Annotated in this window: 26 protein-coding genes and 1 other RNA gene; 16 read left to right on the plus strand and 11 right to left on the minus strand. The window is 63.4% G+C overall.

What is annotated here, in order from left to right; translation table 11 throughout:
• A partial coding sequence (locus tag C7435_RS07180; RefSeq protein ID WP_170150377.1) for a CocE/NonD family hydrolase occupies positions 1 to 1,688 on the minus strand: 1,688 nt, incomplete at its 3' end.
• 158 nt (positions 1,689 to 1,846) lie between these two features.
• Between C7435_RS07180 and C7435_RS07185 the strand changes: the two genes are divergently transcribed.
• The 3 genes from C7435_RS07185 to C7435_RS07195 all read left to right on the plus strand — a co-directional run bounded on the left by C7435_RS07185 (position 1,847) and on the right by C7435_RS07195 (position 6,138).
• Positions 1,847 to 2,755: a LytTR family DNA-binding domain-containing protein gene (locus C7435_RS07185; RefSeq protein ID WP_170150378.1), complete on the plus strand. Its 909-nt coding sequence runs from the start codon at positions 1,847 to 1,849 to the stop codon at positions 2,753 to 2,755.
• Between the two features lie 109 nt (positions 2,756 to 2,864).
• Positions 2,865 to 3,632: a LytTR family DNA-binding domain-containing protein gene (locus tag C7435_RS07190; protein ID WP_233350703.1), complete on the plus strand. Its 768-nt coding sequence runs from the start codon at positions 2,865 to 2,867 to the stop codon at positions 3,630 to 3,632.
• A 253-nt stretch (positions 3,633 to 3,885) separates the two neighbouring features.
• Entirely contained in the window at positions 3,886 to 6,138 is a 2,253-nt protein-coding gene (locus tag C7435_RS07195) for a TonB-dependent receptor (RefSeq protein ID WP_121210584.1), read from the plus strand.
• 149 nt (positions 6,139 to 6,287) lie between these two features.
• On the opposite strand, the gene C7435_RS07200 is transcribed toward C7435_RS07195, so the two are convergent.
• From C7435_RS07200 to C7435_RS07210, 3 genes are all read right to left on the minus strand, one after another.
• On the minus strand, positions 6,288 to 6,872 hold the full coding sequence (locus tag C7435_RS07200) for a thymidine kinase (protein ID WP_121210585.1): 585 nt from the start codon (positions 6,870 to 6,872) through the stop codon (positions 6,288 to 6,290).
• An 88-nt stretch (positions 6,873 to 6,960) separates the two neighbouring features.
• The gene (locus C7435_RS07205; RefSeq protein ID WP_147422651.1) at positions 6,961 to 7,398 is read right to left on the minus strand and encodes a hypothetical protein; all 438 of its coding nucleotides are present in this window, start codon (positions 7,396 to 7,398) and stop codon (positions 6,961 to 6,963) included.
• A gap of 122 nt (positions 7,399 to 7,520) precedes the next feature.
• Positions 7,521 to 9,011 (minus strand): methyl-accepting chemotaxis protein, encoded by a 1,491-nt coding sequence (locus C7435_RS07210; RefSeq protein ID WP_075190586.1) that lies wholly within the window; start codon positions 9,009 to 9,011, stop codon positions 7,521 to 7,523.
• A gap of 333 nt (positions 9,012 to 9,344) precedes the next feature.
• Between C7435_RS07210 and ssrA the strand changes: the two genes are divergently transcribed.
• The 4 genes from ssrA to C7435_RS07230 all read left to right on the plus strand — a co-directional run bounded on the left by ssrA (position 9,345) and on the right by C7435_RS07230 (position 12,081).
• Positions 9,345 to 9,702, plus strand: a transfer-messenger RNA (tmRNA) gene (gene ssrA / locus C7435_RS07215).
• A gap of 164 nt (positions 9,703 to 9,866) precedes the next feature.
• The gene (locus C7435_RS07220; protein WP_075190393.1) at positions 9,867 to 10,361 is read left to right on the plus strand and encodes an SspB family protein; all 495 of its coding nucleotides are present in this window, start codon (positions 9,867 to 9,869) and stop codon (positions 10,359 to 10,361) included.
• Positions 10,358 to 10,855 (plus strand): PaaI family thioesterase, encoded by a 498-nt coding sequence (locus C7435_RS07225; protein ID WP_121210588.1) that lies wholly within the window; start codon positions 10,358 to 10,360, stop codon positions 10,853 to 10,855. The genes C7435_RS07220 and C7435_RS07225 overlap by 4 nt, the downstream gene beginning before the upstream one ends.
• Positions 10,852 to 12,081, plus strand: coding sequence for an MFS transporter (locus C7435_RS07230; protein ID WP_121210589.1), 1,230 nt, complete (start codon positions 10,852 to 10,854; stop codon positions 12,079 to 12,081). The genes C7435_RS07225 and C7435_RS07230 overlap by 4 nt, the downstream gene beginning before the upstream one ends.
• A 21-nt stretch (positions 12,082 to 12,102) precedes the next feature.
• Here C7435_RS07230 and C7435_RS07235 read toward each other — a convergent pair whose 3' ends face one another.
• Positions 12,103 to 12,723, minus strand: coding sequence for a hypothetical protein (locus C7435_RS07235; protein WP_075190391.1), 621 nt, complete (start codon positions 12,721 to 12,723; stop codon positions 12,103 to 12,105).
• A 117-nt stretch (positions 12,724 to 12,840) separates the two neighbouring features.
• Positions 12,841 to 13,179 carry a RusA family crossover junction endodeoxyribonuclease gene (locus C7435_RS07240; protein ID WP_075190390.1) on the minus strand — a complete coding sequence of 113 codons (339 nt, stop codon included), beginning with the start codon at positions 13,177 to 13,179 and terminating at the stop codon, positions 12,841 to 12,843.
• Between the two features lie 175 nt (positions 13,180 to 13,354).
• On the opposite strand from C7435_RS07240, the gene fumC reads away from it, so the two are divergent.
• Positions 13,355 to 14,749 (plus strand): class II fumarate hydratase, encoded by a 1,395-nt coding sequence (fumC, locus tag C7435_RS07245; protein ID WP_121210590.1) that lies wholly within the window; start codon positions 13,355 to 13,357, stop codon positions 14,747 to 14,749.
• Between the two features lie 32 nt (positions 14,750 to 14,781).
• Entirely contained in the window at positions 14,782 to 14,961 is a 180-nt protein-coding gene (locus tag C7435_RS07250) for a DUF4169 family protein (RefSeq protein ID WP_121210591.1), read from the plus strand.
• A gap of 6 nt (positions 14,962 to 14,967) precedes the next feature.
• Here the strand turns inward: C7435_RS07250 and C7435_RS07255 are convergent, their stop codons facing one another.
• Together C7435_RS07255 and C7435_RS07260 are read right to left on the minus strand one after the other, a co-directional pair.
• Positions 14,968 to 15,273, minus strand: coding sequence for a hypothetical protein (locus C7435_RS07255; RefSeq protein ID WP_121210592.1), 306 nt, complete (start codon positions 15,271 to 15,273; stop codon positions 14,968 to 14,970).
• A gap of 89 nt (positions 15,274 to 15,362) precedes the next feature.
• Positions 15,363 to 16,031: a DNA-3-methyladenine glycosylase I gene (locus tag C7435_RS07260; protein WP_121210593.1), complete on the minus strand. Its 669-nt coding sequence runs from the start codon at positions 16,029 to 16,031 to the stop codon at positions 15,363 to 15,365.
• Between the two features lie 123 nt (positions 16,032 to 16,154).
• Here C7435_RS07260 and C7435_RS07265 point away from each other — a divergent pair, with 123 nt between their 5' ends.
• Together C7435_RS07265 and C7435_RS07270 are read left to right on the plus strand one after the other, a co-directional pair.
• Positions 16,155 to 16,946 (plus strand): peptidoglycan-binding protein, encoded by a 792-nt coding sequence (locus C7435_RS07265; RefSeq protein WP_121210594.1) that lies wholly within the window; start codon positions 16,155 to 16,157, stop codon positions 16,944 to 16,946.
• A gap of 58 nt (positions 16,947 to 17,004) precedes the next feature.
• Positions 17,005 to 17,226 carry a ribbon-helix-helix domain-containing protein gene (locus tag C7435_RS07270; protein ID WP_121210595.1) on the plus strand — a complete coding sequence of 74 codons (222 nt, stop codon included), beginning with the start codon at positions 17,005 to 17,007 and terminating at the stop codon, positions 17,224 to 17,226.
• On the opposite strand, the gene C7435_RS07275 is transcribed toward C7435_RS07270, so the two are convergent.
• Genes C7435_RS07275 through C7435_RS07285 form a run of 3 tightly spaced genes read right to left on the minus strand, consistent with a single transcriptional unit; the run spans position 17,223 to position 18,661 of the window.
• Positions 17,223 to 17,855 (minus strand): hypothetical protein, encoded by a 633-nt coding sequence (locus C7435_RS07275; protein ID WP_121210596.1) that lies wholly within the window; start codon positions 17,853 to 17,855, stop codon positions 17,223 to 17,225. The two genes, C7435_RS07270 and C7435_RS07275, sit on opposite strands and share 4 nt — an antisense overlap.
• A 58-nt stretch (positions 17,856 to 17,913) precedes the next feature.
• Positions 17,914 to 18,351, minus strand: coding sequence for an SRPBCC family protein (locus C7435_RS07280; protein WP_170150379.1), 438 nt, complete (start codon positions 18,349 to 18,351; stop codon positions 17,914 to 17,916).
• Entirely contained in the window at positions 18,344 to 18,661 is a 318-nt protein-coding gene (locus C7435_RS07285) for an ArsR/SmtB family transcription factor (RefSeq protein ID WP_121210598.1), read from the minus strand. Before C7435_RS07285 ends, C7435_RS07280 begins: the two co-directional genes overlap by 8 nt.
• Positions 18,662 to 18,806: 145 nt before the next feature.
• Here C7435_RS07285 and C7435_RS07290 point away from each other — a divergent pair, with 145 nt between their 5' ends.
• The 5 genes from C7435_RS07290 to C7435_RS07310 all read left to right on the plus strand — a co-directional run bounded on the left by C7435_RS07290 (position 18,807) and on the right by C7435_RS07310 (position 25,547).
• Positions 18,807 to 20,414, plus strand: a complete 1,608-nt coding sequence (locus C7435_RS07290) for a chloride channel protein (protein ID WP_233350704.1) — start codon at positions 18,807 to 18,809, stop codon at positions 20,412 to 20,414.
• 64 nt (positions 20,415 to 20,478) lie between these two features.
• Positions 20,479 to 21,009: a hypothetical protein gene (locus C7435_RS07295; protein WP_199288361.1), complete on the plus strand. Its 531-nt coding sequence runs from the start codon at positions 20,479 to 20,481 to the stop codon at positions 21,007 to 21,009.
• Between the two features lie 416 nt (positions 21,010 to 21,425).
• Positions 21,426 to 23,717, plus strand: a complete 2,292-nt coding sequence (locus C7435_RS07300; RefSeq protein ID WP_121210600.1) for an ATP-dependent helicase — start codon at positions 21,426 to 21,428, stop codon at positions 23,715 to 23,717.
• A 122-nt stretch (positions 23,718 to 23,839) separates the two neighbouring features.
• On the plus strand, positions 23,840 to 24,319 hold the full coding sequence (locus C7435_RS07305) for a YccF domain-containing protein (protein ID WP_121210601.1): 480 nt from the start codon (positions 23,840 to 23,842) through the stop codon (positions 24,317 to 24,319).
• Between the two features lie 301 nt (positions 24,320 to 24,620).
• Positions 24,621 to 25,547 (plus strand): alpha/beta hydrolase family protein, encoded by a 927-nt coding sequence (locus tag C7435_RS07310; RefSeq protein ID WP_121210602.1) that lies wholly within the window; start codon positions 24,621 to 24,623, stop codon positions 25,545 to 25,547.
• Positions 25,548 to 25,628 lie beyond the last annotated feature (81 nt).

A 25,628-nucleotide genomic window follows, 5' to 3' on the forward strand; every position in this document is an offset into this window, starting at 1 on the left:
TCGCCTCCGACATGGATGGTGTTGGTCGCCTCCGGCTCTTGCCGGTCCCATGTGCGGGTATGGTAGGCGCCGGACGCGATGACGAGCTTCACACGCGAGCCCGGTGAAAAGATCATGCTTGTCGGCCAGATCTCGAACTCGACGGGATAGACCTCGCCGGCGACCAGGGGTTCGATCCGGTCGTGCGCGAGCCAGGGCCGCGACGGTGTCGACATTTCCGGATCGAGACGCCGCTGCGATGCGCGGAGACGACCACGCGTCAGCCTTTCCTCGGTGCCGTCCGGGTGAACGATGTAGACATCGGCGTGAATATTCATGTCGTCCCGACTGGTGGAAACCCACAGTCCGGCCATGATCTCGCCGGTGATTTCAGTTTCCGCCTCAAAGGGTTCGGACACGAAGGTCGCCATCCCGGCCGGAATGATCTCGTCATGCTGATCGATCGCGGGCGACATGTAATCGACACGTCCGGTCCGCCCCGGCGCTGACGGTGACAGCCCGCCGTCCGAGGTCAGGTGAAGACGCTGATAATCGGTGCGCGCAATCGGCCACTCATTTTCAGAGCGCCATTCGAAATCCGCCGGATCGGCCACACTTCTCCGGATGGCCAGACGGACCGGCGGCTCGTCGAGCAGGCCGGTATCGTGGCCCTTCAGCCAATGATCAAAGAAGGCAAGCTGGGTCTGGAAGCCCTCTTCCGAATAAAACGCGTCCTGGTGTCCGCCGGTATGGATGCGCAAATAGCGGTGTTCCGACGCCGCAAGCTTGTAGCCTTCGGTATTGCCGCGGAAGTGCTGCGCGCCATAAAATCCGGTCCAGTTGCCGGCACTGAGCACCGGTACTGTCAGATCTTCCCAGATCGGACGGCGAGCCTCCCAGAAGGGACCGTCCAAACGGTGCCGCATCAGTTCAAACAGGAAGCTGTTCCCGAAGGCATCAGGATCATTATTGTCCCAGCCACGCAGAATGTTGTCGTACATGACACCATTGTACCAGTTGACCAGGAAGGCGTAGCTCAGGATTCCCCCTTGAAACACGCCGTCGCGGTACTGGTCGGAAAATCCCTCCCAGGGAATGATGGCCCGCAGCGAGGGGGGCTGAAGACTGGCCACCCGCCATTGGTTGATCGCCATGTAGGAAATGCCGGACAGGCCGACATTGCCATTGCTCCAGGATTGGTCGCCGGCCCACTCGATGGCGTCATAAAAATCCTCCGCCTCGCGCGCCGACAGCGGTTCGAATATGCCGGGTGACTGTCCGGTGCCGCGGGTATCAACCCGCACAATCACATAGCCATAGGGCACCCACCGGTCCGGATTCGGGGTTTCCCAGTTCTGGTTTTCGGTGGACAGGGCATCAATGCCCTCCCACGGCCGCCATGGCATGTCCTTTTGATAGGCCGTCATCGACATGATGACCGGCAAGGCTTCATCCGTGTCGGGACGAAAGACATCGCCGCGCAATGTCGTACCGTCGCGCGTGACGATTTCGACATTCCGCTCGATGATCATCCCTGTATAGCTGGGCGTCGAGACCGGGTCGGCCGCCATGGCCAAACCTGACAGTCCGAGCGCCAGGGCGATTCCTCCCCAAACGCATCCGAGACGATGCGCCAGGCTCTGCCGCTTCTTTAGTAACTCCATGATCGAGTCCTTGATCGCAGTTTTTGAGACCAGCGGTACGGACATGCAAAGGTCCCCCGCCGCAGCCGGATACCCGGCCGAACAGATATCCAATGCGGGGCGGATGCGCGGGGATACCGGTTTTCCACGGATTGGCATCATCTGCGCACGAATTGAACGCGCTTGCCGTTTCGGGATACCGTTCGGGTCGAGGGGACTGGTTCATGACGTCTTGGCGTGACAATTCAAACCGTGTTTTGCGGCCCGTCTTGTGGTTTTCGGGGCTGACCATTGTCGTCGCGGAGTCGACCCTGAATGCCGGTCCGCTGGCCGGTGCCGCGCCCCTGCTGACCTACATGTTCTGGATCGGAATACTCGGCCTGGCCGTGGGCGCCGCATTCACGAGCATTGCCGTGTTCGACGGCCTGGCCCGGCGCGCGGTGATTCATCCCTTGGTGCACGGTGCCGGCGTCGCGCTGTTGACCATCGTCATATTCGCGCCATTCGCCGAAATTCTCGATATTGTCTTCGGGATCCAGTACCGCCCCTTGGTCTCCACCGGTGACAGCTGGGAGCGACTGACCGGGTTTGCCGCCGCCACGCTCAATGAGGCCCAGGCCGCCGGCCTCCGGCTAGCCGTGCTGACCGCCGCGGTCCTGGACCTGCGCCGGTTGAGCCGCGGGCAAGCAATCACCAGCCGGACAGGCAGTCTGCCGGAAGAGTCCGAACCCATGCCGCTCGAAACCCGTGAGGATGCCGACGTATCTGCGCCCTCGAGCCATGTCGCCGCTTCGGACCCCGGCCGTTTCAGCGCCGGTTTTTTCAACCGGCTCGATGAGTCCTGTCGCGGGGAGTTGTGGGCCATTCAGGCCGAGCACCATCATATCCTCGTAACCACTGACGCCGGGCGCGCCCGGCTGCGTTACCGGTTTTCCGACGCCTTGCAGGATGTGGCGGCGATCGATGGCGCTGCGGTACACCGCTCGCACTGGGTGTCCCGATGCGGCGTCCAGACGGTGATCCGGCGCGGACGCCAGCTCGAAATCGTCCTGAAAGACAGGTCGCGCATTCCCGTCAGCCGTTCGAACCGGGAGATTGCGCTGTCCCTATTGAACAAGGACAACGCGGCTTGACGTGGCCTGGGTAAGCAGGGAGCATCGGCATGTGATGTACCCGACAAGCGAAACCCGATTGCAGGATCAACTGCGTGGCGGGGGGTGGCTGGTTCCTCCAGCGATCCTTTTGCTTGTTTTCGTGGCCGTCCAGGCGCCGCCGCTGCAAGCCCTGACTGGCCGGCCGGCCGCGCTTTTTCTGGCGATGGAACTTGTGTGCCTGTGGGGCGGGGTGACTGCGGCGCTGACCGGCCTGCTGCGGAATGCGCGTATCGCGTCCGCGCCTGTTCCGGTTCAGGCGGTCTTGTCGGGGCTGCTGGGGGCGATCATCGCGGCCCCCTTCTCGTCAGGACTGGATGTCGTTCTTGGAATGTCGGACGTTCTGGCCATCCCCGATCACCTGGCGTGGGACCGCATAGCGACCTTTGCTGCCGAGACCGTCCATGAAGTCCAAGTTCTGGCTCTTCCCTCCCTGGCGCTTGCGCCAATACTGATCGCAGTGCGCCAAAGCGGGCTGCGCCGGGCAGCGGGCCCATCGACGCAAGCGCGCCTTGATCAACCCCTGTCGCAGACCGGCAGCGCGGACGGACTTCTGTCCAGGCTGGGCAAGGGGCGCGCGCAGGTCATCAACATGGTCGAGGCGCAACAACACTATGTGCTTGTGCACACCGATACCGGCGCGGAAATGGTGCACTACCGTTTCGGTGACGCGCTCGCGGAGCTGGCGAGCCAGGACGGGCTCCAGGTGCACCGCTCCTTCTGGATTGCCCGCCATGCCATTGCCGCGGTCCGACGGGACGGACGTCGCTGGTATGTCGAGACCCTCGACAATCGGCGAATACCGGTCAGCCGCCCGCATGTCGAAAGCGTGAAAAAGCTCGACCTCCCATTGTCCTGAACGCCTGCATCACCTGACGTGGTCACCGCACACGTCGCCAACCGGGCCATTTCTTGTCCGTTCGGGCGACATCAACGGGACTTGGGCAAGGTTGGTGAAAATTGCGGGTCCGCCCGTGCAATCAAGATGGAAGCGGTACTCCGTGGCTAGTTGCCTCGCCCCCTGGTCATTCATCCGCACGAATCGGGAGGTGGCCGGAACACAAAACAGCCGCCCCGGAACAGGGTGACGGCGTTGAGGGGAGACTTAGACCTTGAACACGAACATTGATTGCCGACCGGTTCACCGCCGCCGGCCCGTTTCCAGCAAATCCCGGTTGATCCTGGGCGTCGGCCTGACGGCGCTCGCCGTCGCAACGGGTCCGGCGCCGCTCGCCTGGTCGCAGGATGATGACACCCACACTGACGACGCGCAGGTCGACCGGATCGTCGTGACCGCCCAACGCCGGGAACAGGACGTTCAGGACGTTGCAATCTCGCTCACGGTTGTGGGCGGCGGCGAACTGGAAGAGCGCGGCGTCCAGTCGACCCAGGGCTTGCAGGACTTCGTTGCCGGCCTGTCCATCACATCATCACAAGTGAACAATCCGGCTTACTCCATTCGCGGCATCGGCTTTGCCAATGACGACGTCTCGTCGGATTCCGGCGTTGGCGTGTTTCTGGACGACGTCTATCTTCCACGCGCGTCCAGCGCCAACCTGTCCATGCTCGATGTCGAACGCGTCGAAGTCCTCAAAGGGCCCCAGGGCACCCTGTTCGGCCGCAACACGATCGGCGGTTCGATCAACATCATCACCCGGAAGCCGTCCAACACGTTTGAAAGCACGCTCAACGCGGAGGTCGGCAATCTGGGAGCCATCAATCTCGGCGGCTATGCCAGCGGCCCCCTTGTCGAAGACCGCCTCTTTATCGGCGTCTCGGCAATGAGCCGGCAACGCGACGGCTATATGACCAATCTTTTCGACGGGCAGGATGGCCGCCGTATCGACACCACCGCCGCGCGCCTGACACTGCGCTGGACCCCCACGACCCATTCGGAACTCCTGTTGAGCGCGGATATGGAAGAGACCCGGCCCGGCCCGAACCTCAAGAGCGTCGGCCCGGACGGCCCGTTCCAGATGCGTGACATCACGGTCGAGGTCCCCCCGAGCGACCCGGTCTTCTCGGCCAATGTCGATGACCCCGGCAATGAATGGCTGGATGCCCACGGCTATATGGGACGCTTCACCCTTGAGGGCGAGGCGACGACATTCGTGGCCATCGCGGGCGTGCGGTCGAGTGAGACGTTTTTCCGCGAGGATATTGACGGCTCACCGCTGTCGCAGGTCGCGGAGCAGCAGGCCGAACGGTCGGATTCTCGCACGGCCGAGCTGCGGTTATCATCGACGGACGGTGGATCCGCATCGATGGGGGGCCGTCTGCACTGGACTTCCGGACTGTTCCATTTCCACGAAGAAGCCGACAAGCACGTGCTGTTCGAACTGCCGCTCTTTGCCCCGTTCGGCATTGCCGGCACATCCGTCACACATGCGGTGGAAACCGACGCCTTCGCGGCCTACGGGCAGGCCAGCTATGACCTGACAGACCGGCTCGGCGTCACGGTCGGTGCGCGCTGGACCCGCGAGACCAAGGATTTCTCCGCGACCGGCGAAGGTATACCCCAAGGCTCTGAGGGGCCGGGCAACCCGCTGATTGAAGAGGTCATTGATGCCCGCACCTCCCGCACCTGGGAGGACACCTCCTTCCGGTTCGGACTGGACTATGACGTGTCCAGCAACATCCTGCTGTACTTCAATCTGGCCCAGGGCTTCAAAAGTGGCGGTTTCAACGGCCAGCCCGTGACCAATGCCGATGCGCTCATGGGTTTCGAGCCGGAATATGCCGAACAGATCGAGCTCGGCTGGCGGTCGGACCTGTTCGACAACCGGCTCCGGATCAACGGCGCCATCTACCAAACGGACTACCAGGACCTGCAGATTTCGGCGGTCCCGGATATCGGCAGCCCCTTCACCGCCAATGCCGCCAACGCGGAAGTGACCGGGTTTGAACTCGAGTATTCCTGGTCTCCGACGCCCAACCTCACCCTGTCGGGATCGACCGCCTATATAGACGCCACGTTCAAGGACTTCACCGTGTTCGAACAAGGCGCATTGCGGGTTCGCGACGGCGAGCGGATGCGGGGGATTCCTGAATGGACCACCTCCCTGAGCGGCCAATACGTGCAGGCCATCCCGCAGGGCACGCTGATCTTCCGGGGTGACTATGTCTGGCAGGACGAAAGGGTTTCCAATGATCAGGACATCCACGCCCCCGCTTGGGACCGGACGGATCTACGCGTGACCTATCTGTCCCCGGATGACCGGTGGAGCCTGTCGGCCTGGGCGCGCAATGTCTTCGATGAGGTCTATTGGCTGAGGGTCGGTCCTGAAGTCACGGCACCGGCCTCCATGCGCCGGGCTCTTGAGCCGCCTCAGACCTTTGGTGTTTCGCTTCAGGTCAATCTCTAGACAATCAGCCTGCCCCCCGCCGCGCATGCGCGGGGGGCAGCACAGTTTCCGCGAATTGATCGGCACGCCAAACCTCGCCTCGCCTGGCCGTCACACGAACCCGCGACCGGTTTCGCCCCGCCGCGCGCCTGCCACAACATCTCAACGCCCTATCCCGCCAGGGCCTCGCGGAAATGTTTGCGGCACAGGGACACATAGTCTGACTTTTCGACGGCGACCTGTTCGCCTTCCGCAATGGCCGTGCCGGACGCATCGCGGCGCAAATTCATGGTCGCCTTGCGGCCGCAATGGCAGACGGTGCGGACTTCACGCAGATGATCGGCCAAGGCCAGTAACTGGGCCGAGCCGGGGAAAAGTGCGCCGCGAAAATCAGTGCGCAACCCGTAACACAGCACCGGCAGGCCGAGATCATCGACCACACGGGCCAGATCAAGCACCTGGTCGGCCGTGAGAAATTGCGCCTCATCGAGAAATACAGCGTCGAGGGGACCGTCGGCCTGGCGCGCGGCAATGGCGGCGAAAACGGCGGTATCGGGCCGGTAGATGTGGGCCGGCGCACGCAGGCCGATGCGGGATTCGATCTCGCCCATGGTGTCGGACGGCGCAGCGGCGTGGTGAACCGAGGTCCACAGCATGACCTGCATACCGCGTTCGCGGTAGTTGTGCGCCGCCTGCAGCAAGATCGCCGACTTGCCCGCATTCATCGCGGAATAGGTGAAGTAGAGCTTGGACATCGCCAATCGCTAACGCGATTCCAGCACCGGGGCAGGCTGCAGCTGCACCGGAACGGTCGGCCTCCAGGGACGAGCGGACGGACAGGTCTCAGCTCCGCGCCTGCAGCCGCCGGACCAGAAGGAGGGCCAGGACCGCCAGCACGATGAGATCGACCATATTGGTGACGAGATCAGCAAACCCGGTCCAGACGGTATTGCTGACATCCGGCAGCCGGATCGAGGTGTAGGCGATCCAGATCGCGGTATCGACGATAAAGGCGCTGGCGTAACAGCCCAGTGCGGCGCCGGGCCGGCCCAGCCAGAGCAGGGCCGCCGCCGCGCCATAGCCCAGCACATAACCCAGCCAGGGCAGCAGCATCAGGGGCGGACCGCTGGCGAAAAAGACTGTCATCACCGGATCGGTCACAACCCATCCGGCGAACACCGCAACACCAAACCCCCACACACCGAGCGCATAGAGCGCCCGGATCAGGATGACAGCACCCAGCAGGCGAGCAAATGCCGCCCCGCCGATTGATTGCAACATGGAGACCTCGTCCCGACAATTGCCGGCAGGATAGGCGGAATCGCGGTCCACGAACACCATGGCGCGTCATTGCCCGGCGCCCGCCCGCTTCCTGGATGTCCGGTCTCCCGGGTATCCGGGTGTCAGGCGGCCCGGCTTTCCGACAGCGACTGCGCGGCGGCGGCGATCTCATTGGCCGAGACCTGCAGGGCCTCATTGCCACGCGCGATTTCAGTGACGGCATCGGATACCAGCGACACATCAGACGCCGCCTCGCCCATATTGCGGCTGATGTCCTGGGTCACGGCGACCTGTTCCTCCACCGCCGCGGAGATGCCCGAGGCGATCTCCTCGATCTGGCCGATGACGCTGCCGATCCGCGTGATGGCCTGCACCGCGCCAGCAGTATTGTCCTGTACCGCGGTGATCTGCTTGGTGATGTTCTCGATTGCATTGGCGGTCTGGCCGGCGAGATTTTTCACCTCGGACGCCACGACCGCAAAACCCTTGCCGGCTTCGCCCGCCCGGGCCGCCTCGATGGTAGCGTTGAGGGCAAGAAGATTGGTCTGCTCGGCAATGGAATTGATCAACTCGACCACCTGGCCGATCGATTGCGCCGCCGTCGACAGCGTATCCATGACGTCCGCGGTCTGCCGGGTCTCGCCGACCGCCTCCTTGGCAACATTGAGGGCTCCGGTCACTTGCTGCCCGACCTCCTGGAACGAGGCCGACAATTCCTCGGCTGCCGCAGCGACACTCTGGACCATCTGCGCCGCCTTTCCCGATGCGGTCGATGCCGACGTTGTCTTGGTGCCAGCCTCGGCGATGTTTCGGGAAACCGTCTCCAGCCCCTTGCCGACCTGTTGACGCACGTGGTCACGGTGTTGGCGCGCATGCACCGACGCCGTCACATCGATCGCCAGCTTGATGACACTGATCGGCTTGCCATCAAGATCAACGACCGGATTGTAGGTCGCCTGGAGCCAAATTTCGGAACCATCCTTGCGGTAGCGGCAATACTCGCCAGACTGGAAGTTTCCGGCTCGCAAGCTTTCCCAGAATTCGCGATAGGCCGCGGTCCTGACATGCTCCGGATCACAGAAAATGGCGTGGTGCTGCCCCTCCACCTCGGCGGGGGAATACCCCATCGCCTCACCGAACGCCGCATTGGCGGCCAGGACATTGCCCTGCATGTCGAACCGGATCATCGCCTGGGAACGCTCGATGGCTTCCATCGTGCTCTGGAACTTGAAACGCCGGACCCGGCTCTCGGTGATGTCCGAGGCCAGTTTGACAATCCGCACCACCTTGCCGGCACTATCGGTCACCGGGTTGTAGGTCGCCTGGATCCAGACCGACTGGCCGTCCTTGCGGATACGGCAGAATTCTTCGGAATGGAATTTGCCGGCGCGCAGATCGTCCCAGAAACGGATATAGGACTCGCTGTCAGCGTCGCCATCCTGCACGAACATGCGATGTTTGCGGCCGATGATCTCGTCAGGCTGATAGCCCATCACCTGGCAAAAATTGGCATTGGCTTCGATTATGGTGCTGTCAGGCCTGAAGCTGATCACGGCGTAGGCGTTGTGAAGCGCGTTCAGTACGGCTCGGTCAGAAGAAGCAAAAAGTCCCATAGTCAACATCCTCATGGTTGCCACAGACCAATCACTCCCCAAAGTCGAGCCTGTTAATCATAACCTAAGCGGGTATTTGCGAACGAGGCGTAAACGGGTCCACACACCATCGTCATGAGTTATAATATATGACTATCACGTCCGCCCCGCGACACGCGCCCAAGCGTGCCGGAATGACCCGAACAACCGGGTTGATTTAACTTTGCAATCAAAGGTGTTGTCCCGCGCGCCCGCTTGCGCCCCACGGCCGGTCCGGTTTCACACCGGGAGTCGCCTGTCGCGTTCGGGACACATCGCCGGGTCACCCGCGGATCGGGCACGGCGCTGGGCTACCCCCTTCAATCCACCCGCCGGATGGCCTATATTAAACAGGTCGGCTTGCCGACTATGGCGATAAACGCGCTTGTAATAACCGGACCGGACCCGGGGGCAGTACCCGGCGGCTCCACCATAACTGTTCTGCGTTGGCGGACATGCCTGGGGCCGAAACAGGATCGACGGACGGGTAAAGAAGATGGCTTTCGCCGGGGTGAGGCCCCTTACAGGCTCATTTTCAGAGTTGCCAACGACAACTTTGCTGAAGAGGTCGCTCTCGCTGCGTAGTCAGCGCGGGTAATCTCGCACTAAACTCCTATACCCTTTAGCCGGTATAGGCGGGGCCCGGAGGCGCCTGGCAACAGAAGCCTCCACTTACCCTCATCATCGACGCCCCGACCTGTGCGGCCCGACGCCTGTCGACCGGACACCGCCCATCCGTAAACACCCTGTTCACCATGTGCAGAGGCGCCGCCCTTCCTCGTTGACCTCTTTGAGGCTTGGAGTACCCTTCGACAGGGATACCCGGGGGAGTACAACATGGCCAAAGACCTGATGCGCTACGACCTGATGGCGCAGGACGCGCTACGCGGCGTTGTGCGCCAGGCCCTGCTCAAGGCAGCGGCCCCTGAAGGCCTGCCCGGTCCGCACCATTTCTACATCACCTTCCGGACGACCGCGCCGGGTGTCGATATCGACCCGACCCTGCTGGAAAAATACCCGGAAGAGATGACGATCGTGCTCGAACACCAGTTCTGGGACCTCAATGTCACCGACACCGGTTTTGAGGTGACGCTGAAATTCTCCGGCGTGCCGAAATATCTGAAAATGCCCTATTCCGCGATCTCGCGCTTCCACGACCCCAGCGTCGGCTTCCATCTCCAGTTCGAGCATGAAGGCACCGAGGACGAGACCGGCTTCCCGGGCGATGATCCCAAGCCGAAAAAGGGCAAGGGCGACGCCACCGGCAGCGGGTCCGGTGACACTGGCGATGGCGCCCAGGTCGTCAGCCTCGACAGCTTCCGCAAGAAGTGAGTGAACGGCCCTTTTTGCTGGCCCCCGATCTGGTGGAGGGTCCGCCCCCGCAACCCTTGGACGCGGACGAGATCCGCCAGCGCCTGACATCACGCGACGTTCGCACCAATGTCTCCACCCTTCTGGGTTTCGAACTGGTCGATCTTTCGATTGAGGAACGCTGGATCGAGGCCCGCTTCAACCCGACCCCGCAACTCGCCAATCTGCGCGGCAGTGTCCAGGGCGGCATCATCACCGCCATGCTGGACGAGGTGATGTCGCTGTCGGTCCTGATCGCCGAACGCTTCACCTGCGGCGTGCCGACCTTGGAAATCAAGACCAGCTATTACAATCCGCTCCCGGTTGAGCCGTGTCGGGCGCGCGGCGAAGCCATGCGCATTGGCGGCCGCGTCGCCTTCATGGAGGGCACGGTGTGGACACCCGCCGGCGAGATCGCCGCCAAGGCCAGCGCGACCTGTCAGGTCCGCCGGGTAAAACCCGCCGCCAAACCGTGACAGCGGCCCCGCCGGCGCCCGCCTCCCTGCCCGGCAAGCGCGCTGCGCTTTGCCTGATCGCCCTGTCGCAAATCCTCGCCCTGTCCATCTGGTTCGCAGGCGCGGCCGCCCTGCCGGCCCTGATCGACGCCGCCGCGATCAGCCCGCTGCGGCAGGCCATGCTCACCAGCAGCGTGCAATTGGGTTTCGTGGCCGGTGCCCTGGCCAGCGCCGGGCTCGGCCTTGCCGACCGCATTGTCCCGCAGCGCCTGTTTGCGGCAGGCGCCATTATCGCTGCCCTGGCCAATCTCCTCGCCCTGATGCTGGACCCCGGCGGCATCGCCATGATTGCCAGCCGGATGGTTGCCGGAGCCGCGCTCGCGCTTGTCTATCCGGTCGGGATGAAGCTGGCCGCCAGTTGGGCGCGTGGCGATGCCGGCTTCCTGGTCGGTCTTCTGGTCGGCGCCCTGACCCTGGGTTCGGCCCTGCCCTTTGCCTTCAACCTCGCCAATGCAGTGCCGGACTGGCGCCTGCCCTTCGCGGCATCAGCGCTGGCGGCCCTGCTGGCGGCCGCGGCGATCCTGTTCGCCCGCGGCGGACCGGGCCTGCGACCAGCCGCACCATTCGACCCCGGCGCCGCCCTGCTCGCGATCCGCGATCCGGCCTTGCGCCTGACCAATCTGGGCTATCTGGGGCATATGTGGGAGCTGTATGCGATGTGGGCCTGGATCGGCCCGTTTGCGCACGCCTACTGGCAGCAATATGACGCGCCGGCCCGGCTGGGCGATCTGACCGCCTTCGTCGTGGTCGCCAGTGGCGCCCTCGCCTGCCTCGCAGCCGGTCGTCTTGCCGACCGGCTCGGTCGAACCCGGATCGCGATGCTGGCGCTGGCCATCTCCGGCAGTTGCGCCCTTCTGGTCGGCCCGGCGTTCGGCTTGCCGCCGTGGATCATGCTGCCACTGCTGATCGTCTGGGGCATGGCCGTGATCGCCGACAGCGCACAATTTTCGGCCGCCATAACCGAGCTTGCCCCGCCCGAGCGCACCGGCACCCTGCTCACCCTGCAGACCGCGATGGGCTTTGCCCTCACCGTCATCACGGTACAGGCGCTTGGCGCCTGGATCGGTTGGGTGGGCTGGAATTGGGGCTTCGCGCCGCTGGCAATCGGCCCGGCGGTCGGTGTCTGGGCAATGGCCCGCCTGCGCGCCCGGCCGGAGGCAGGCAAGCTGGCCGGCGGACGTGGCTGACAGGGCGCGGGCCTGTCGGTCCTAGTGCGACGACCGGGTCGAGCCGTTCGCCAGCGCCGCGTCGAGGCTCGGCGAGGCGGCATCGACGACCCAGATCTCACCGCTGTCACAGTCGAAATCCGACGCCAATTGATCGGCCATGTCACGGGCAATCCGGTTGGCATCCGCGACCGCTGAGGCATCGACATAGCCGACATGACAGGAGGTTGGCGTCCCGCCCGGTCGCAGCGCGGTGACGATCAGGGTTTCCTGACGTTCCGGCTCACCGGTCTCGAAGGTGGCGGAGATGTAGCGATGGATGGTGGCATAGGGCGTGCCGGTCACGCCGACGCGCCATTCGATCACCGTGTGATACTGGCCGAAATTGCCGATATAGCCGCCATACTGGCCACCCGTTTCCGGATCATTGCGATCACTGAAGCGCGACGTCTGGCCGTGCTCGGACGCTTCGGCAATCCAGCGCCAGCCGGCAACCCCGTCACACGCCTGGACATAGGTGACACGCTCATCGTCGGAAACCAGCTCCTGACCGGCACAGCTGCCTCGCTCATCGGTGTAGGTGTAGACAGCATCCTGCGCCATCGCGATCGCGCCCATACCGACGCCTGCCGCGAGCACGGCAGCCAAACTCATGCGTTTCATGATTATTCCCCCTGATGCCACCAGCAAAGCAAAGCTGTGTCCCGGAGGCAAGGGCTGGCGCGGTCGCCCTCGCTCGCAAAAGCGTGCGGCGACGACACGCCGTGCGCGACAGGCCCATCAGGCGTCTTCGAGCACCCGGACTTCCTGCATTGGCCGCGCCGTCACGGAAATTCGCGGGCTGTCGCCGTCGATCTTGGTCACCAACAGGCGTTCGACCTGGCTGTCATCGTGGAAGACGACACCAGTCAGTGCGTCCAGCACCGCCTTGGCGACATTGTCGACATCATGAGCCGAACTGCCGGGCGGGCGCTGGATCTCGATACAGACCTCATACGGCCCCCATGTCGGACGCGCGCGCTTGAATTCAAGGCGGAAGAACTCGCCGATCAGCGACCTGAATCGCCGGGTCTGCGTGGTGACGGCATCAACGCGCAGACTGAGTTCATCGCCAGACATGGTCGCCTGCAACCTCCCCATCACGGATTGGCCCTCTACCTGTTACCCGGATTTGCGTCACGCCCCCCGGCGATGCGCATCATCGTCTTGATCGTTCATGTGCGAGTGATACACGTTCGAATCAACCGTCACCATCATCGACCCGCGCCCATGGCGCTGCAAGGAGCCTCCCCTGATGAGCGAGATGCGCACCGAAACCGACAGCTTTGGACCGCTTGAAGTCCCGTCCGAAAAACTCTTTGGCGCGCAGACCGCCCGCTCGCTGATCAACTTCCCGATCGGCGTCGAGACCATGCCGGTTCCGCTGATCCGGGCCCTGGGCATCGTCAAGCGTTCCGCTGCCCTGGCCAACAAGAAGCTGGGCAATATGGAGGCCCGCGAGGCCGACGCCATCGCCGCCGCCGCACTCGAGGTCGCCGAGGGCAAGTGGAATGATCATTTCCCCTTGTCTGTCTGGCAGACCGGCTCCGGCACACAGTCCAACATGAACACCAATGAAGTGGTCTCCAACCGCGCTATTCAGATGCTCGGCGGCGTGGTCGGCTCGAAGGATCCGATCCACCCGAATGACCATGTGAACCGGTCCCAGTCCTCGAACGACACCTTCCCGACGGCGATGCATATCGCCGCCGCCGAAGAGATCACCCATGCCCTGCTGCCGGCCTTGCAGAAGCTGCATAATGCACTCAACGACAAGGCGAATGCCTTCAAGGACATCATCAAGATCGGCCGGACGCATTTGCAGGATGCCACCCCGCTGACACTGGGTCAGGAATTCTCCGGCTATGTCGCCATGGTCGGCAATGCGATCCGGCGCATCGAGGCGGCCCTGCCGGCCCTGCTCGAGCTAGCTCAAGGCGGCACGGCTGTCGGCACCGGTCTCAACACCCTGCCGGGATTTGCGGAAACCTTCGCCGATGAAGTCGCGGCGCTGACCAAGCTGAAATTCGTTACCGCGCCGAACAAGTTCGAAGCGCTGGCAACCAAGGACGCGCTGGTCGAGGCGCATGGCACGCTCAATTCGGCTGCCGTCTCCCTGTTCAAGATCGCCAATGATATCCGCCTGCTGGGCTCCGGCCCGCGCTCGGGCCTCGGCGAGATCGCCCTGCCGGAGAACGAGCCGGGCTCGTCGATCATGCCGGGCAAGGTCAACCCGACCCAGTGCGAGGCGATGACCATGGTCTGCGCCCAGGTGATGGGCAATAACACCACGGTGAGCTTTGCCGGCTCACAGGGTCATTTCGAGCTCAATGTCTTCAAGCCGGTGATCATCTTCAACGTGCTGCAGTCGATCCGCCTGCTGGCCGACGCTGCCAACACCTTCACCGACAAGTGCGTGGTCGGCATCCAGGCCCGCGAGGACAATATCACCGCGCTGATGGAGCGCTCGCTGATGCTGGTCACCGCGCTCAACTCCACCATCGGCTATGACAATGCCACCATCGTCGCCAAGACCGCCCACAAGAACGGCACCACGCTGCGCGAGGAAGCGGTCAAGCTGGGCTTTGTCACCGGCGAACAGTTCGACGAGATCGTGCGTCCGGAAAAGATGATCGGGCCGAAGGCCTGATCGCCGGGCACGGGTAGAGGAACGCGCCTGCCATGACCAAGCCGGTCAATCTTCGCCAATACCGCAAGCAGAAGGCCCGCAAGGACAAGGCGGCGGTCGCGGACACCAATCGGGTCATCCACGGCACGCCGCGGGTCCTGCGCGAGCAGGCCGAGGCCGAGGCTGCCCGCCGCAAGGCCGAGCTCGATGGCAAGAAGCGGGATGACAGCTGAAGCGGCCTAGTAGGGCGAGTTCATCACCGGTGGACGGCCATGCTTGCGCTTGTAGGCGACGATCAGGCGTTGCGCCTCTTCGGCATCGGCCCAGGTTTCAGCAAACATCATCGCCTTGGGGTGCAGGCCACGCCCCTTGTCCGGAATGGCCAATTCCCGTTCGAACATGGCCCGAAGCGAACGGGCCGGCCCGATTTTCAGGACGCTGGACAGATCGTCCGGATCGCGCAGCAACACATAGACGCCCGGCAGGTCCGGCACGTCCTTCACGCGCAGCTTTGACAGGTGGACAGGCTTGTACCAACGCAACATGCGGCGCCTCGCTCAACGGACCCAACCAAACCGAATTGGTCCAGGTTGCTTTCCAATACCAGAGGGAAAGCTCAGTTCGCCCCAATAACTTATCCGACGCTCAGCGCCAGGACCCGACTGACTTCGCTCTGCGAACACCCGCCCTCTTTCGCCCAGGCGGCGATTGCGGCGGCAGACTTCGAGATCGCGAATTTCGACGTCGGCGGCTTGTCGACCACGCCCTCGCGCGCCAGGGCGGCCCCAACATCGCCGGAGAGTATCCACGCATCCCAGCCGGAAAAGCGCAGAAAATACTGACCGGTCATGCCGGAAAGGCGGGAGCCGCGCGCCTTGAACAAGGCCAGAAGCCCGGCCTGATCATCGCGTGGCCACTGCGCCATGAAATTGCCGAAACCGCCATGCTCGGCCGACAGATCGGCGACCATGCGGGCATTCTCAACCGTTGCGGTGATCTTCTGGCCATTGCGCACAATGCGTTCATCCGACACCAGACGCGCGATATCGTCATCGGAGAAGAAGCTGATGCGGTTGGGATCAAAGCCTTCAAACGCCGCTTCAAACCCGTCCCACTTGGCCTCGATCACTTTCCAGACGAAACCGGCCTGGAAGACACAGCGCGTCATCTGCGCCAGCCAGCGATCATCCGGCACGGCGCGCAGGGCGTCCGGGGATTTCGGGCCATCATGGGCCGCCAATCGCGTGTCGAGATCGGGATGATGTTGGCGCGCGAGGGCGCGGATCGTATCAAAGGAATTCATGGTGCTCTCCCCGCACTATAGATGGTGAACCTGGTGCCGGACGCAAGCGGGCAAGGCCTCCCTCAAAGATTGAATAGACCATAAATCATTGTTAAAGTTGCAGTCACCCAATGGAGTTCCGCCATGCTGACCGTCACGTCCGACACGCTTCGCGCGATTGCTCCACGCTTTTCCGGCGACAAGGCTGCCCGCCAGGACGAAATCCTGACCCGGATCAATGACGAGCTGGCCACCACGCTTGAGCGCTATGCCATCAACACGGCTTTACGCATCGCGCATTTTCTGGCCCAGACAGCGCATGAAAGCGCCGGCTTTCGGACCACCGAGGAATTCGCGTCGGGGGACGCCTATGAAGGCAGGTCGGATCTCGGCAATACCGAGCCGGGCGACGGCATGCGTTACAAGGGCCGCGGCCTGATCCAGCTGACCGGCCGCGCCAATTACCGTGCTTTCGGCGAGGCCGTCGGCATCGCCCTGGAGGACGAACCCGAACGAGCCGCCGAACCGGCCCTGTCGCTTGTCATCGCCTGCGAATACTGGCGCCGCCGCGACATCAACGCCCATGCCGATCGCGATGACATCATCGCCGCCACTTGGGCCGTCAATGGCGGTCTGAACGGGCTGGATGATCGCCGTGCCTGCCTGGCCAAGGCAAAGGCCGAGCTGGCAAGACACCTGTTTGCCCCCGCCACAGCCCTTCCGGTGCTGCGCCAGGGCACCCGCGGCCCGGTCGTCGCACGGCTGCAACATGGTCTGCGCGAGGCTGGCATCACGGTCGGGTTGGATGGGGATTTCGGACCGGGAACCAAGGCGGCGGTGATCACGTTCCAGAACCAGGCCGGTCTCGTTGCCGACGGGATTGTCGGCGCCGCCAGCTGGGCCCGGCTTGCGCGCAACGAACCCGCCAACGCCTGACTGTTGCCACCGCACACCGGGTCTTGCCTTTCAGCCTCCAGGACACAAGCTTGCCGTCATGCCCCTGATCAAACGTTCCCTGTCACTTGCCGGTCATCGCACCTCGATCTCGCTCGAACCGGAATTCTGGGCCGAGATAGACCGGCTGGCCGGTCTCCAGGCGCGTTCGCTCGCCAGCCTGATCGGGGAGATTGATGCGGCACGCAATGACGAGCCTTTGGCCTCCTCGGTCCGGGTCTGGATCCTGACGGCGCTGCGCCGTGAGATCAATGGCGACTAACCCGCCCGCTTTCTGCCCAGCGAGAGGAAATAAGTCTCGACATCGGGCATGGCGTCATTGAAGCGGATCGGCTCATTGCCGCAATCCCAACCGCGAGCCAATTCGTCCGCAGCCGCCCGGGCAATCATGTTGGCGTCGGGCAGGACCGAGGCATCAACAAAGGCGACCGGACAGACCGTATAGCCCCCTTCCGCCGCCAGCGCCGTCACAATCAAGGTGTTGGGTGCTTCGATACCGTCGTAGAACTCCATCACATCGGGCGTGTTGTAATGGACATAGCGGTGGATCGTGGCGAAGGCCTCACCATCGTCCAAGCGCCATTCGACAACATCATGAAAGCCGCCAAACAGGCCCCGCGTCGGCGCGTTGATATAGTCGGAACGGTCAATGCCCGGGCGGGCATAGGCCGACGCCGAACCGTGCTCGCCCGACACGATATGGACCCGCCATCCGTCGTGTCCCGGGCAGACGGTCTCATACACAGGTTCGTCCGGGAGCTGGCTTTCGACGCAGGACTCGTCGATCCGCGTATATTGGCTGGTCAGGCCTTCGCCCTGCGTCGCCAAAGCACCACTGCCTATCCCGGCAAGCGCCAACAGGCTGACTGGAAAAATGAGTGATTTATGCATGATACCCCCGCATTGAGCGGTCAGCTTACCGGCTCAATGCGGAGGCACAAGCGCCAACTTAGGCCGTCGCGGGCTCCGTTTCCTTGACCCGTTCACGCAGCTTGACGAAATGTTCGTCCCAGCCGGCATCATGGTCACACAGGCTGTCGAAGACATCGACGTTCGCGCCCTCAAACCCGTCATGCACGAGCTTCAGCAATGTCCCCTCAGCGACGGCCGACAAGGTCCATTCAACCCGCGTCTCATGACCTTCCAGCCATTTGTGCGTGAAGCTGTAGACCAGCCGGGTCGGCGGTTCCGCTTCCAGCACGTCGCCCCAGCAAACCTTCGATCCGTCGCCGCTATTGCTGAGCAGGGCGAAGGCCGCATCCGTCGTCAATTCCGTGTCGGACGGGTGGAACCAGCGTGCCAGCAATTCCGGCCGGGTCAGATGATCCCAGACCCGTTGCGGGCTGGCTTTCAGGAAGACCGATTTTTCGATACGGGCTTCAGTCATGCGTCGTCTCCACTTCTTTCTTGAGAGCTGCGAGGCGCTGATCCCAGAACACCTCGAACCGGGCGACCCAGCGGGCCACATCCGCCAGCGGCTCCGGATTGAGACGATTGATGCGTTCCCGGCCGCGTGCCTCGACCGAGACGAGACCACCATCGCCAAGCACTTTGAGATGCTTGGCCACGGCCGGCCGCGTCATGTCGAACCGGCTCGCCACCTCCCCCACCGTCCGGTCCCCCTCTGCGAGCAGCAGGAGAATGGACCGGCGGGTCGGGTCGGCGAGCGCCTTGAACACGTGATCCTGGATCGTCATCACCACCTCATGAAACCAACTGGTTTCGCTTATATGATACCGTTTGGTTTCATGTCAAGGGCAGTGCGAAACCGACCTTCGCTTGACCCTGACACGCGACCCGCGCCACACCGGGGACAGGATTGATTCTTCCAGGCGGGACGATGTGATCAGCCGGATCGGACAGGCCTTTCGCGATGGTCGCGGCCCGGCCCTTTGGGGGCTGGCCATACTGGTTGGCATCTGTGCCGGCTACGCCACGCTTGGCTTGCGTCTGGGCATTGGCTGGGTCGAGCAATTTGCCTTTGGCGCCACTGAGGAACGCCTGGCCAGCACCGCTGCTGACCTGCCAGCCTGGCGCCTGGTTCTGATCCCCTTCATGACCGGCATCATCATCGCCATCATGCTGGGTCTGGGGCGTCGTTTCGGACTGTCCCCGGACGGGCGCGGGCTCGGCGTCGCCGACGTGCTGGAAGCGCGGGCCGTGAAAGCCGGACGCATCGACCTGCGCTCCGGCCTCTACTCGGCCCTGATGTCGGCCGTCTCGCTGGGCGGTGGAGCCAGTGCCGGACGCGAGGGCCCCGCCGTCCATCTCGGCGCCACCCTCGCAGCCTTCATCGGCAGCCGTATTGGCATGGCGGCGCGCGGTTCGCGCATCATGCTGGCCTGCGGCGCGGCGGCGGCGGTCTCGGCCAGTTTCAACGCGCCGGTTGCCGGCGCCCTGTTCGCTTTCGAAGTCATCCTCGGCCATTACGCCCTGCGTTCGATCGCGCCGGTGGCGACCGCGAGCGTGGTCGGCGCCCTGATCGTGCGCTTCCATTTCGGCCAGGCCCCGGTTTTCGGCGTGCCGGAAATGGCTGCTGCCAGCCTGTGGGACTTCCCGGCCGCGGCGCTGCTAGGTGTGGCGGCGGCAGGACTGGCCATCATCTTCAATCGCGGCACGCTGCACCTGCCCGCCCTGTTTGCCGGCTGGGCCGAACGCATCCACATGCCCAGCTGGCTGCTGCCCATTCCCGGCGGCCTGGTGATCGGCCTGATCGCGCTGATGGCGCCGGAAATTCTCGGCGTCGGCTATGAGGCAACGTCGAATGCGCTGGCGACGGAGTACACATTCGGCCTTCTCGCCCTCCTGCTCATTCTCAAGACACTGGCCACGATCATCTCGCTGGCCTGCCGCTTTGCCGGCGGCGTGTTCTCGCCCTCGCTCTATCTCGGCGCCATGCTCGGCTCGGCCTTTGGCATCGCATTGGCCGTACTGGCTGGCGACCAGACCGCCGGCCCGGGCTTTTTCGCGGTGATCGGCATGGGGGCTGTGGCCGGCGCGGTGCTGGGCGCGCCGCTGTCGACCACGCTGATCGTGTTCGAACTCACGGCCAGCTATGAGGCCTCGGTCGCGGTGCTGGTCGCGGTCTCGCTCGCCACCGTTCTCAGCCAGTCAACGCTGGGCGGCTCGCTCTTCCAGCTGCAAATGCGCCGCCGAGGTTATGATATTGCCGGCGGCGCCAGCCGCCTTGTCCTGCAAATGGTCCGGGTGCGCGATGTCATGGAACCGCTGGGCAGCTGGAGCGAGGCGGAAATCCAGGACGGCACCTGCGTCTATGAAGACGACACGCTGGGCCGCGCTTTCGCCGTGCTGGACGCCGAACAGATCGACAGCGCCATCGTACGCGAACGATCCGACGCCCAGGCGGTGACCGGCATCATCACCAAGGCCGATGCCCAGGCGGCCTATGCCCGCCGCCTCGCTGAGATCAGCGAAGAAGAGCATCGCTGAGACCGTTCGCCGGGCTTCAGCAAGGTTATTGCTCTGGAAAGAATGTCGCGGATAAGGTCGCGCAATGGAACCGAACGGGTTTGACATTCCTGCCAGCGAGCGCGCCGTGCTCGGCGAAGCGCCACTGACTGCAGAGGCGTTGCGGACGGCCAATATCAACCCGACAACCGGGCTCGCGACCGACTATCTCAACCATTTCAATGAAGTGGTGATGTTGATGGAAATGTTGCCCGACATGCCCGATTGCGCCGAGGATGTGCTGGACTGGGCGCCGGCCGACTATCCCAGCCACTTCGCCAATTCCTCCTTCAAGGACAAGGAATTGGCCATTCTCGCCTACCGGGCGGCGCCGAATGCCGTGCGCGCCCATCTGGAAACCCTGATCCTGCAGATCAATGGCGAGGTCGAGCGGGCCCAGTCCGTGCTGCGCGAGACCACCAGCCCCGAGGCCTGCGCCCGGATCGCGGAACTGGCCAGCGAAGAAATCCGCCCGCTGATCTCCGCCGCCTCCGGCACCATCCATGGCGGCTCCACCACCGAAGATGAACTCGACGACGAAGCCGCCCAAGCCAATGTGGACGCGCTGTTCGGGTGAGTTCGATCGACGCGGTGCCGATCGTCACGTGTCTCGAAGACTGAGCCTGTTCTGCAATGATAAGCCCAACGTCGCTCCCGGATCGCGCTTTGCGCGTCCGGAAAAAATGCGTGTGGATTGAGAAGAAGGCGTGTGTCATCTGCGACGAGAAGCTTGCCAACTCCGGATGCCAAAGCTGATAACTGCAAACATCCCAGCTCATTTCCCCCGGACGAAGCCCGGCGAAAGCCGGGCGCAGATCCGGGGCCGACGAGCGGATCAGCCACTCACCTGTTCAACACCAACCCCAATGCGAACAAAAAACGAACAATCACACATCCCTCCCTTGGGGACCGGCGCCAATCAGTCCAGTATGACGGATTGAATCGGTTCGACGGACCCGCGTTGAACCCGCCGTCCAAGCAGCAGGGAATTGCATGTCCGGTCTTTCCATCTCCGACATGGCGCGTCCCGCGCCGCCGACGCCCTATCTTGACGGGCTGAATGCCGAGCAGCGCGCCGCCGTGGAAGCCATGGACGGCCCGGTCCTGGTTCTGGCCGGCGCCGGCACCGGCAAGACCCGCGTTTTGACCACCCGCCTCGCCCATATCCTCGCCACCGGCCGCGCCCGGCCGTGGGAAATCCTGGCCGTCACCTTCACCAACAAGGCGGCGCGCGAGATGAAGGAGCGGGTCGGCAAGATCATTGGCGAAGCGGTCGAGGGCGTGCCCTGGCTGGGAACCTTCCACTCGGTCTCAGCCCAGATCCTGCGCCGCCATGCCGAGCTGGTGGATCTGAAATCCTCCTTCACCATTCTCGATACCGACGACCAGCTGCGCCTGATGAAACAGATCATCCAGGCCGAGAATATCGACGAGAAGCGCTGGACGCCGCGCCATCTCGCCAGCCTGATCGATGGCTGGAAAAACCGCGGCCTGATGCCCGACCAGCTGGGCGAGGACGACAAATGGGCCTTTGCCGAGGGGCGCGGCCAGGGCCTTTACCAGATCTACCAGGAGCGCCTGAAAACCCTCAATGCCTGCGATTTCGGCGATCTGCTGCTGCACACGCTGCACATCTTCAAGGACAATCCCGACGTCCTGAAGCTTTATCACGACAAGTTCCGCTATCTCCTCGTCGACGAGTATCAGGACACCAATATCGCCCAATATCTGTGGCTGCGCCTTCTGGCCCAGGGCACGGGGAATATCTGCTGCGTCGGCGATGACGACCAGTCGATCTATGGCTGGCGCGGCGCCGAGGTCGACAACATTTTGCGCTTTGAAAAGGACTTTTCCGGCGCCACCGTGATCCGGCTGGAGCGCAATTACCGCTCAACCGCGCATATCCTCGGTGCGGCTTCCGGCCTGATCGCCGCCAACCGGTCGCGCCTTGGCAAGACGCTGTGGACCGATGATGCCGAGGGCGAGAAAGTCCAGGTGCGCGGCATCTGGGATGGCGAGGCCGAGGCCCGCTTTGTCGCCGAGGAAATCGAGAACTGGGTCTCAGGTCAGCGCGCTTATTCCGACAGTGCCGTGCTGGTCCGTGCCGCCTGGCAGATGCGCGCCTTTGAAGACCGCTTCATCATGCTGGGCCTGCCCTACAAGGTGATCGGCGGACCGCGCTTTTTCGAACGCGCCGAGGTTCGCGACGCCCACGCCTATCTGCGTCTGGTGCGCTCACCGGAAGATGATCTCGCCTTTGAACGCATCGTCAACACGCCCAAGCGCGGCATTGGCGACACCACCGTCCAGAAGATCGCCATGACCGCCCGTGCCCAGGGCGTGCCGATGACCGAGGCGACCCGCCTCATGCTCGGCACCGATGAGATCCGCGGCAAGGCGCGCACCGCCCTTTCCGTCTTCCTGCGCGATGTCGAGCGTTGGCGTGAACAGTCTGAACAGAGCCGTCTGGACGAGCTGGCCGAGATCATTCTCGACGAGAGCGGCTATACCGCCATGTGGCGCGAGGACAAGACGCCCCAGGCCGCCGGCAAGCTGGAAAACCTCAAGGAACTCGTCCGCTCAATGGGCGAGTACGACACGCTGGAAGCCTATCTCGAACACGTCGCCCTTTTGACCGATGCCGACCGCAAGCCGGATGAAGACGAGATCTCCCTGATGACGCTGCACGGCGCCAAGGGCCTGGAATTCCCGCTCGTCTTCCTGCCCGGCTGGGAAGAGACCGTCTTCCCCTCGCAGCGCTCGCTGGATGAGGGCGGCACGCGCTCGCTCGAGGAAGAGCGCCGCCTCGCCTATGTCGGCATTACCCGCGCCCGAGAACGCACCATCATCACCTTCACCGCCAACCGCATGATCTATGGCCGCTGGCAGACGGTGATCCCTTCGCGCTTCATCGATGAAATGCCCGTCGACCATGTCGAAGCGCGCTCGGAGACCGGCTATTATGACAGCGGTCCGGGCTTTGAAAGCCTCAGCCAGAAGCCCGACGCCATGGCGTCCAGCTATTCCAGCCCCGGCTGGAAACGCTATCAGGCCAACCAGCAATCCGGCCGCCGCTCCGCCCCGCCCACCATCAATGCCAAGGCCACGCTCATCGAGAGCGGCGGCTCCGACACCCAAGGCACCTGGCGCGCCGGCGACCGCGTCTTCCACGACAAGTTCGGCTACGGCACGGTGAAAAAGGCCGATGGCTCGAAATACACCGTGAAATTCGACAAGGCCGGCGAGAAGAAGGTGGTGGAGAATTTCTTGCGGGAATTGCCATAGGGCGGCACTCGCATGGCCAAGCTGCACCGGAGCGACTCAGCACACCATTGATTGACTCCACAACCAAAACTCGTACATATTAGCTATACAATCGATTGGTTGCAAACAGGAGCGGCGCCTCGATGGCCTTTCTCGGAAACATCGTATGGTTCGTTTTGGGCGGCTTCGTTGTGGGCAGCCTCTACCTTCTCGGCGCCATCATCTTTTTTCCGCTGCTTCCATTCCTGTTGCCGATGGTCGGCTATTCCTACTGGCCGTTCGGCCGCCGGCCCGTCTCCCGGGATGCGGTGAACGCCTATAAGGAAGCCAACAACATGCCGATTGTGGATGACGGCTTTTCACGGGCATCAGCCGTCATCAAATTCCTCGCCAATTTCGTCTGGGTTTTCACGTTCGGGTTGCTTCTCGCCATCACCCATATCCTTGCCGGTTTGGCAAACCTGGCCGCCTGCATCATCCTCATTACCATCCCGATTTGCCTTCCCAACGCCCTCGCTCATTTCAAACTGGCACCGGTCGCTCTTGCCCCATTCGGGGTCACCCTCGTTCCAACAAAGCTCGCCGAAGACATTATTGCCGCCTCAGCGGCAAGACGCCTTTGAACGACGCAGGCCGAAGGTGACGCGTCAGGCCACCGACCCGGCCCACCTTCACCATCAATGGGAAAGGCCTCATTCCGCACCACCTCAACACACATTGTCACCCCGGCGCCCCGCCTTCGCGGGCGCAGGCTTCAGCCTGCGAACGCGGGCTGGAGAGCCGGGACCTGTAAGCACTCGCTCTTGCAGGATTGAGCGTACTGGTCCCGGATCTGTGCCCTGATCAAGTCAGGGCGTCCGTCCGGGATGACAAAATTTGCGTTTCGGGGAAGGTTGAGAGCTCGAAGTCAGCCGAAGCGCCACCATGATCCGTTCCCTCCTGCTCGCCAGCACCCTCCTCGTCGCCTGCCAGCCTGAAACGGCGGTGCCGTATGCCGACCCGCATGCCGATGCCCGCCCGATCAGCTGGGACCAGCTCCTCGACCGGCCACGCGAGGCCGCAACGGCACGCATCGCCTTTGGCGAGGGGGAGCTAGAGTTTGGCGAACTCTGGCTGCCCGACGGCGACGGTCCCTTCCCGGTCGTGGCCATGATTCATGGCGGCTGCTGGCTTTCGCAAATACCCGGCACCATCCTGCAGGACTATGTCGCCGCGGACCTGCAAGAGCATGGCATCGCCGTATGGAATCTCGAATATGCCCGCATCGGGCATGAGACCGGCGGCTGGCCTGGCACATTTGCAGACATCGCCGACGGGATCGATCATCTGCGCCTGGTCGCACAGGACCATCCGCTCGATCTCGACCGGCTGGTCTTCACGGGACATTCGGCGGGCGGCCATCTGGCGCTGTGGGCGGCCGCGCGCGGCAATCTGCCCGAAAACAGTGCCGCCTGGCGCGAAACCCCCTTGCTGCCGGACGCCGTGGTCACCCTTGCGGGCATCAATGACCTGGCCGATTATCGCGCCAATGGTCCGGGCCGCTGCGGCGAGCCCGCGACCGTGGATGAGCTGATCGGACCGGTGGAGACCCAGACGCCGGCGCTGATGGCGCAGGTCTCACCCGCGGCCATGGGGCCGATTGGCGTCGAACAGATCATCATGTCCGGGGATTTCGATCCGATCGTGCCGCTGTCCCTGGGCGCTCACTACACGGCATTGGCGCAGGCGCGCGGTGACACAGTCCGCCATGTCGTGCTGACGGAGGCCGGACATTTCGAACTGATCGATCCGACTTCCCCGGCCTGGCAGGACATCCGGGCGGAGCTGATTGAGGCATTGGGCGGCGAGTAAGCCTCCAGCGACAGCACCAAAACCCTGCCCGCTTGATTTCCCCGCCATCACCGTCCAAACCCTCGCGCCATAAGGAGTGCC

Source organism: Maricaulis maris (assembly GCF_003634045.1).
GTDB classification, from domain to species: Bacteria; Pseudomonadota; Alphaproteobacteria; order Caulobacterales; family Maricaulaceae; genus Maricaulis; species Maricaulis maris.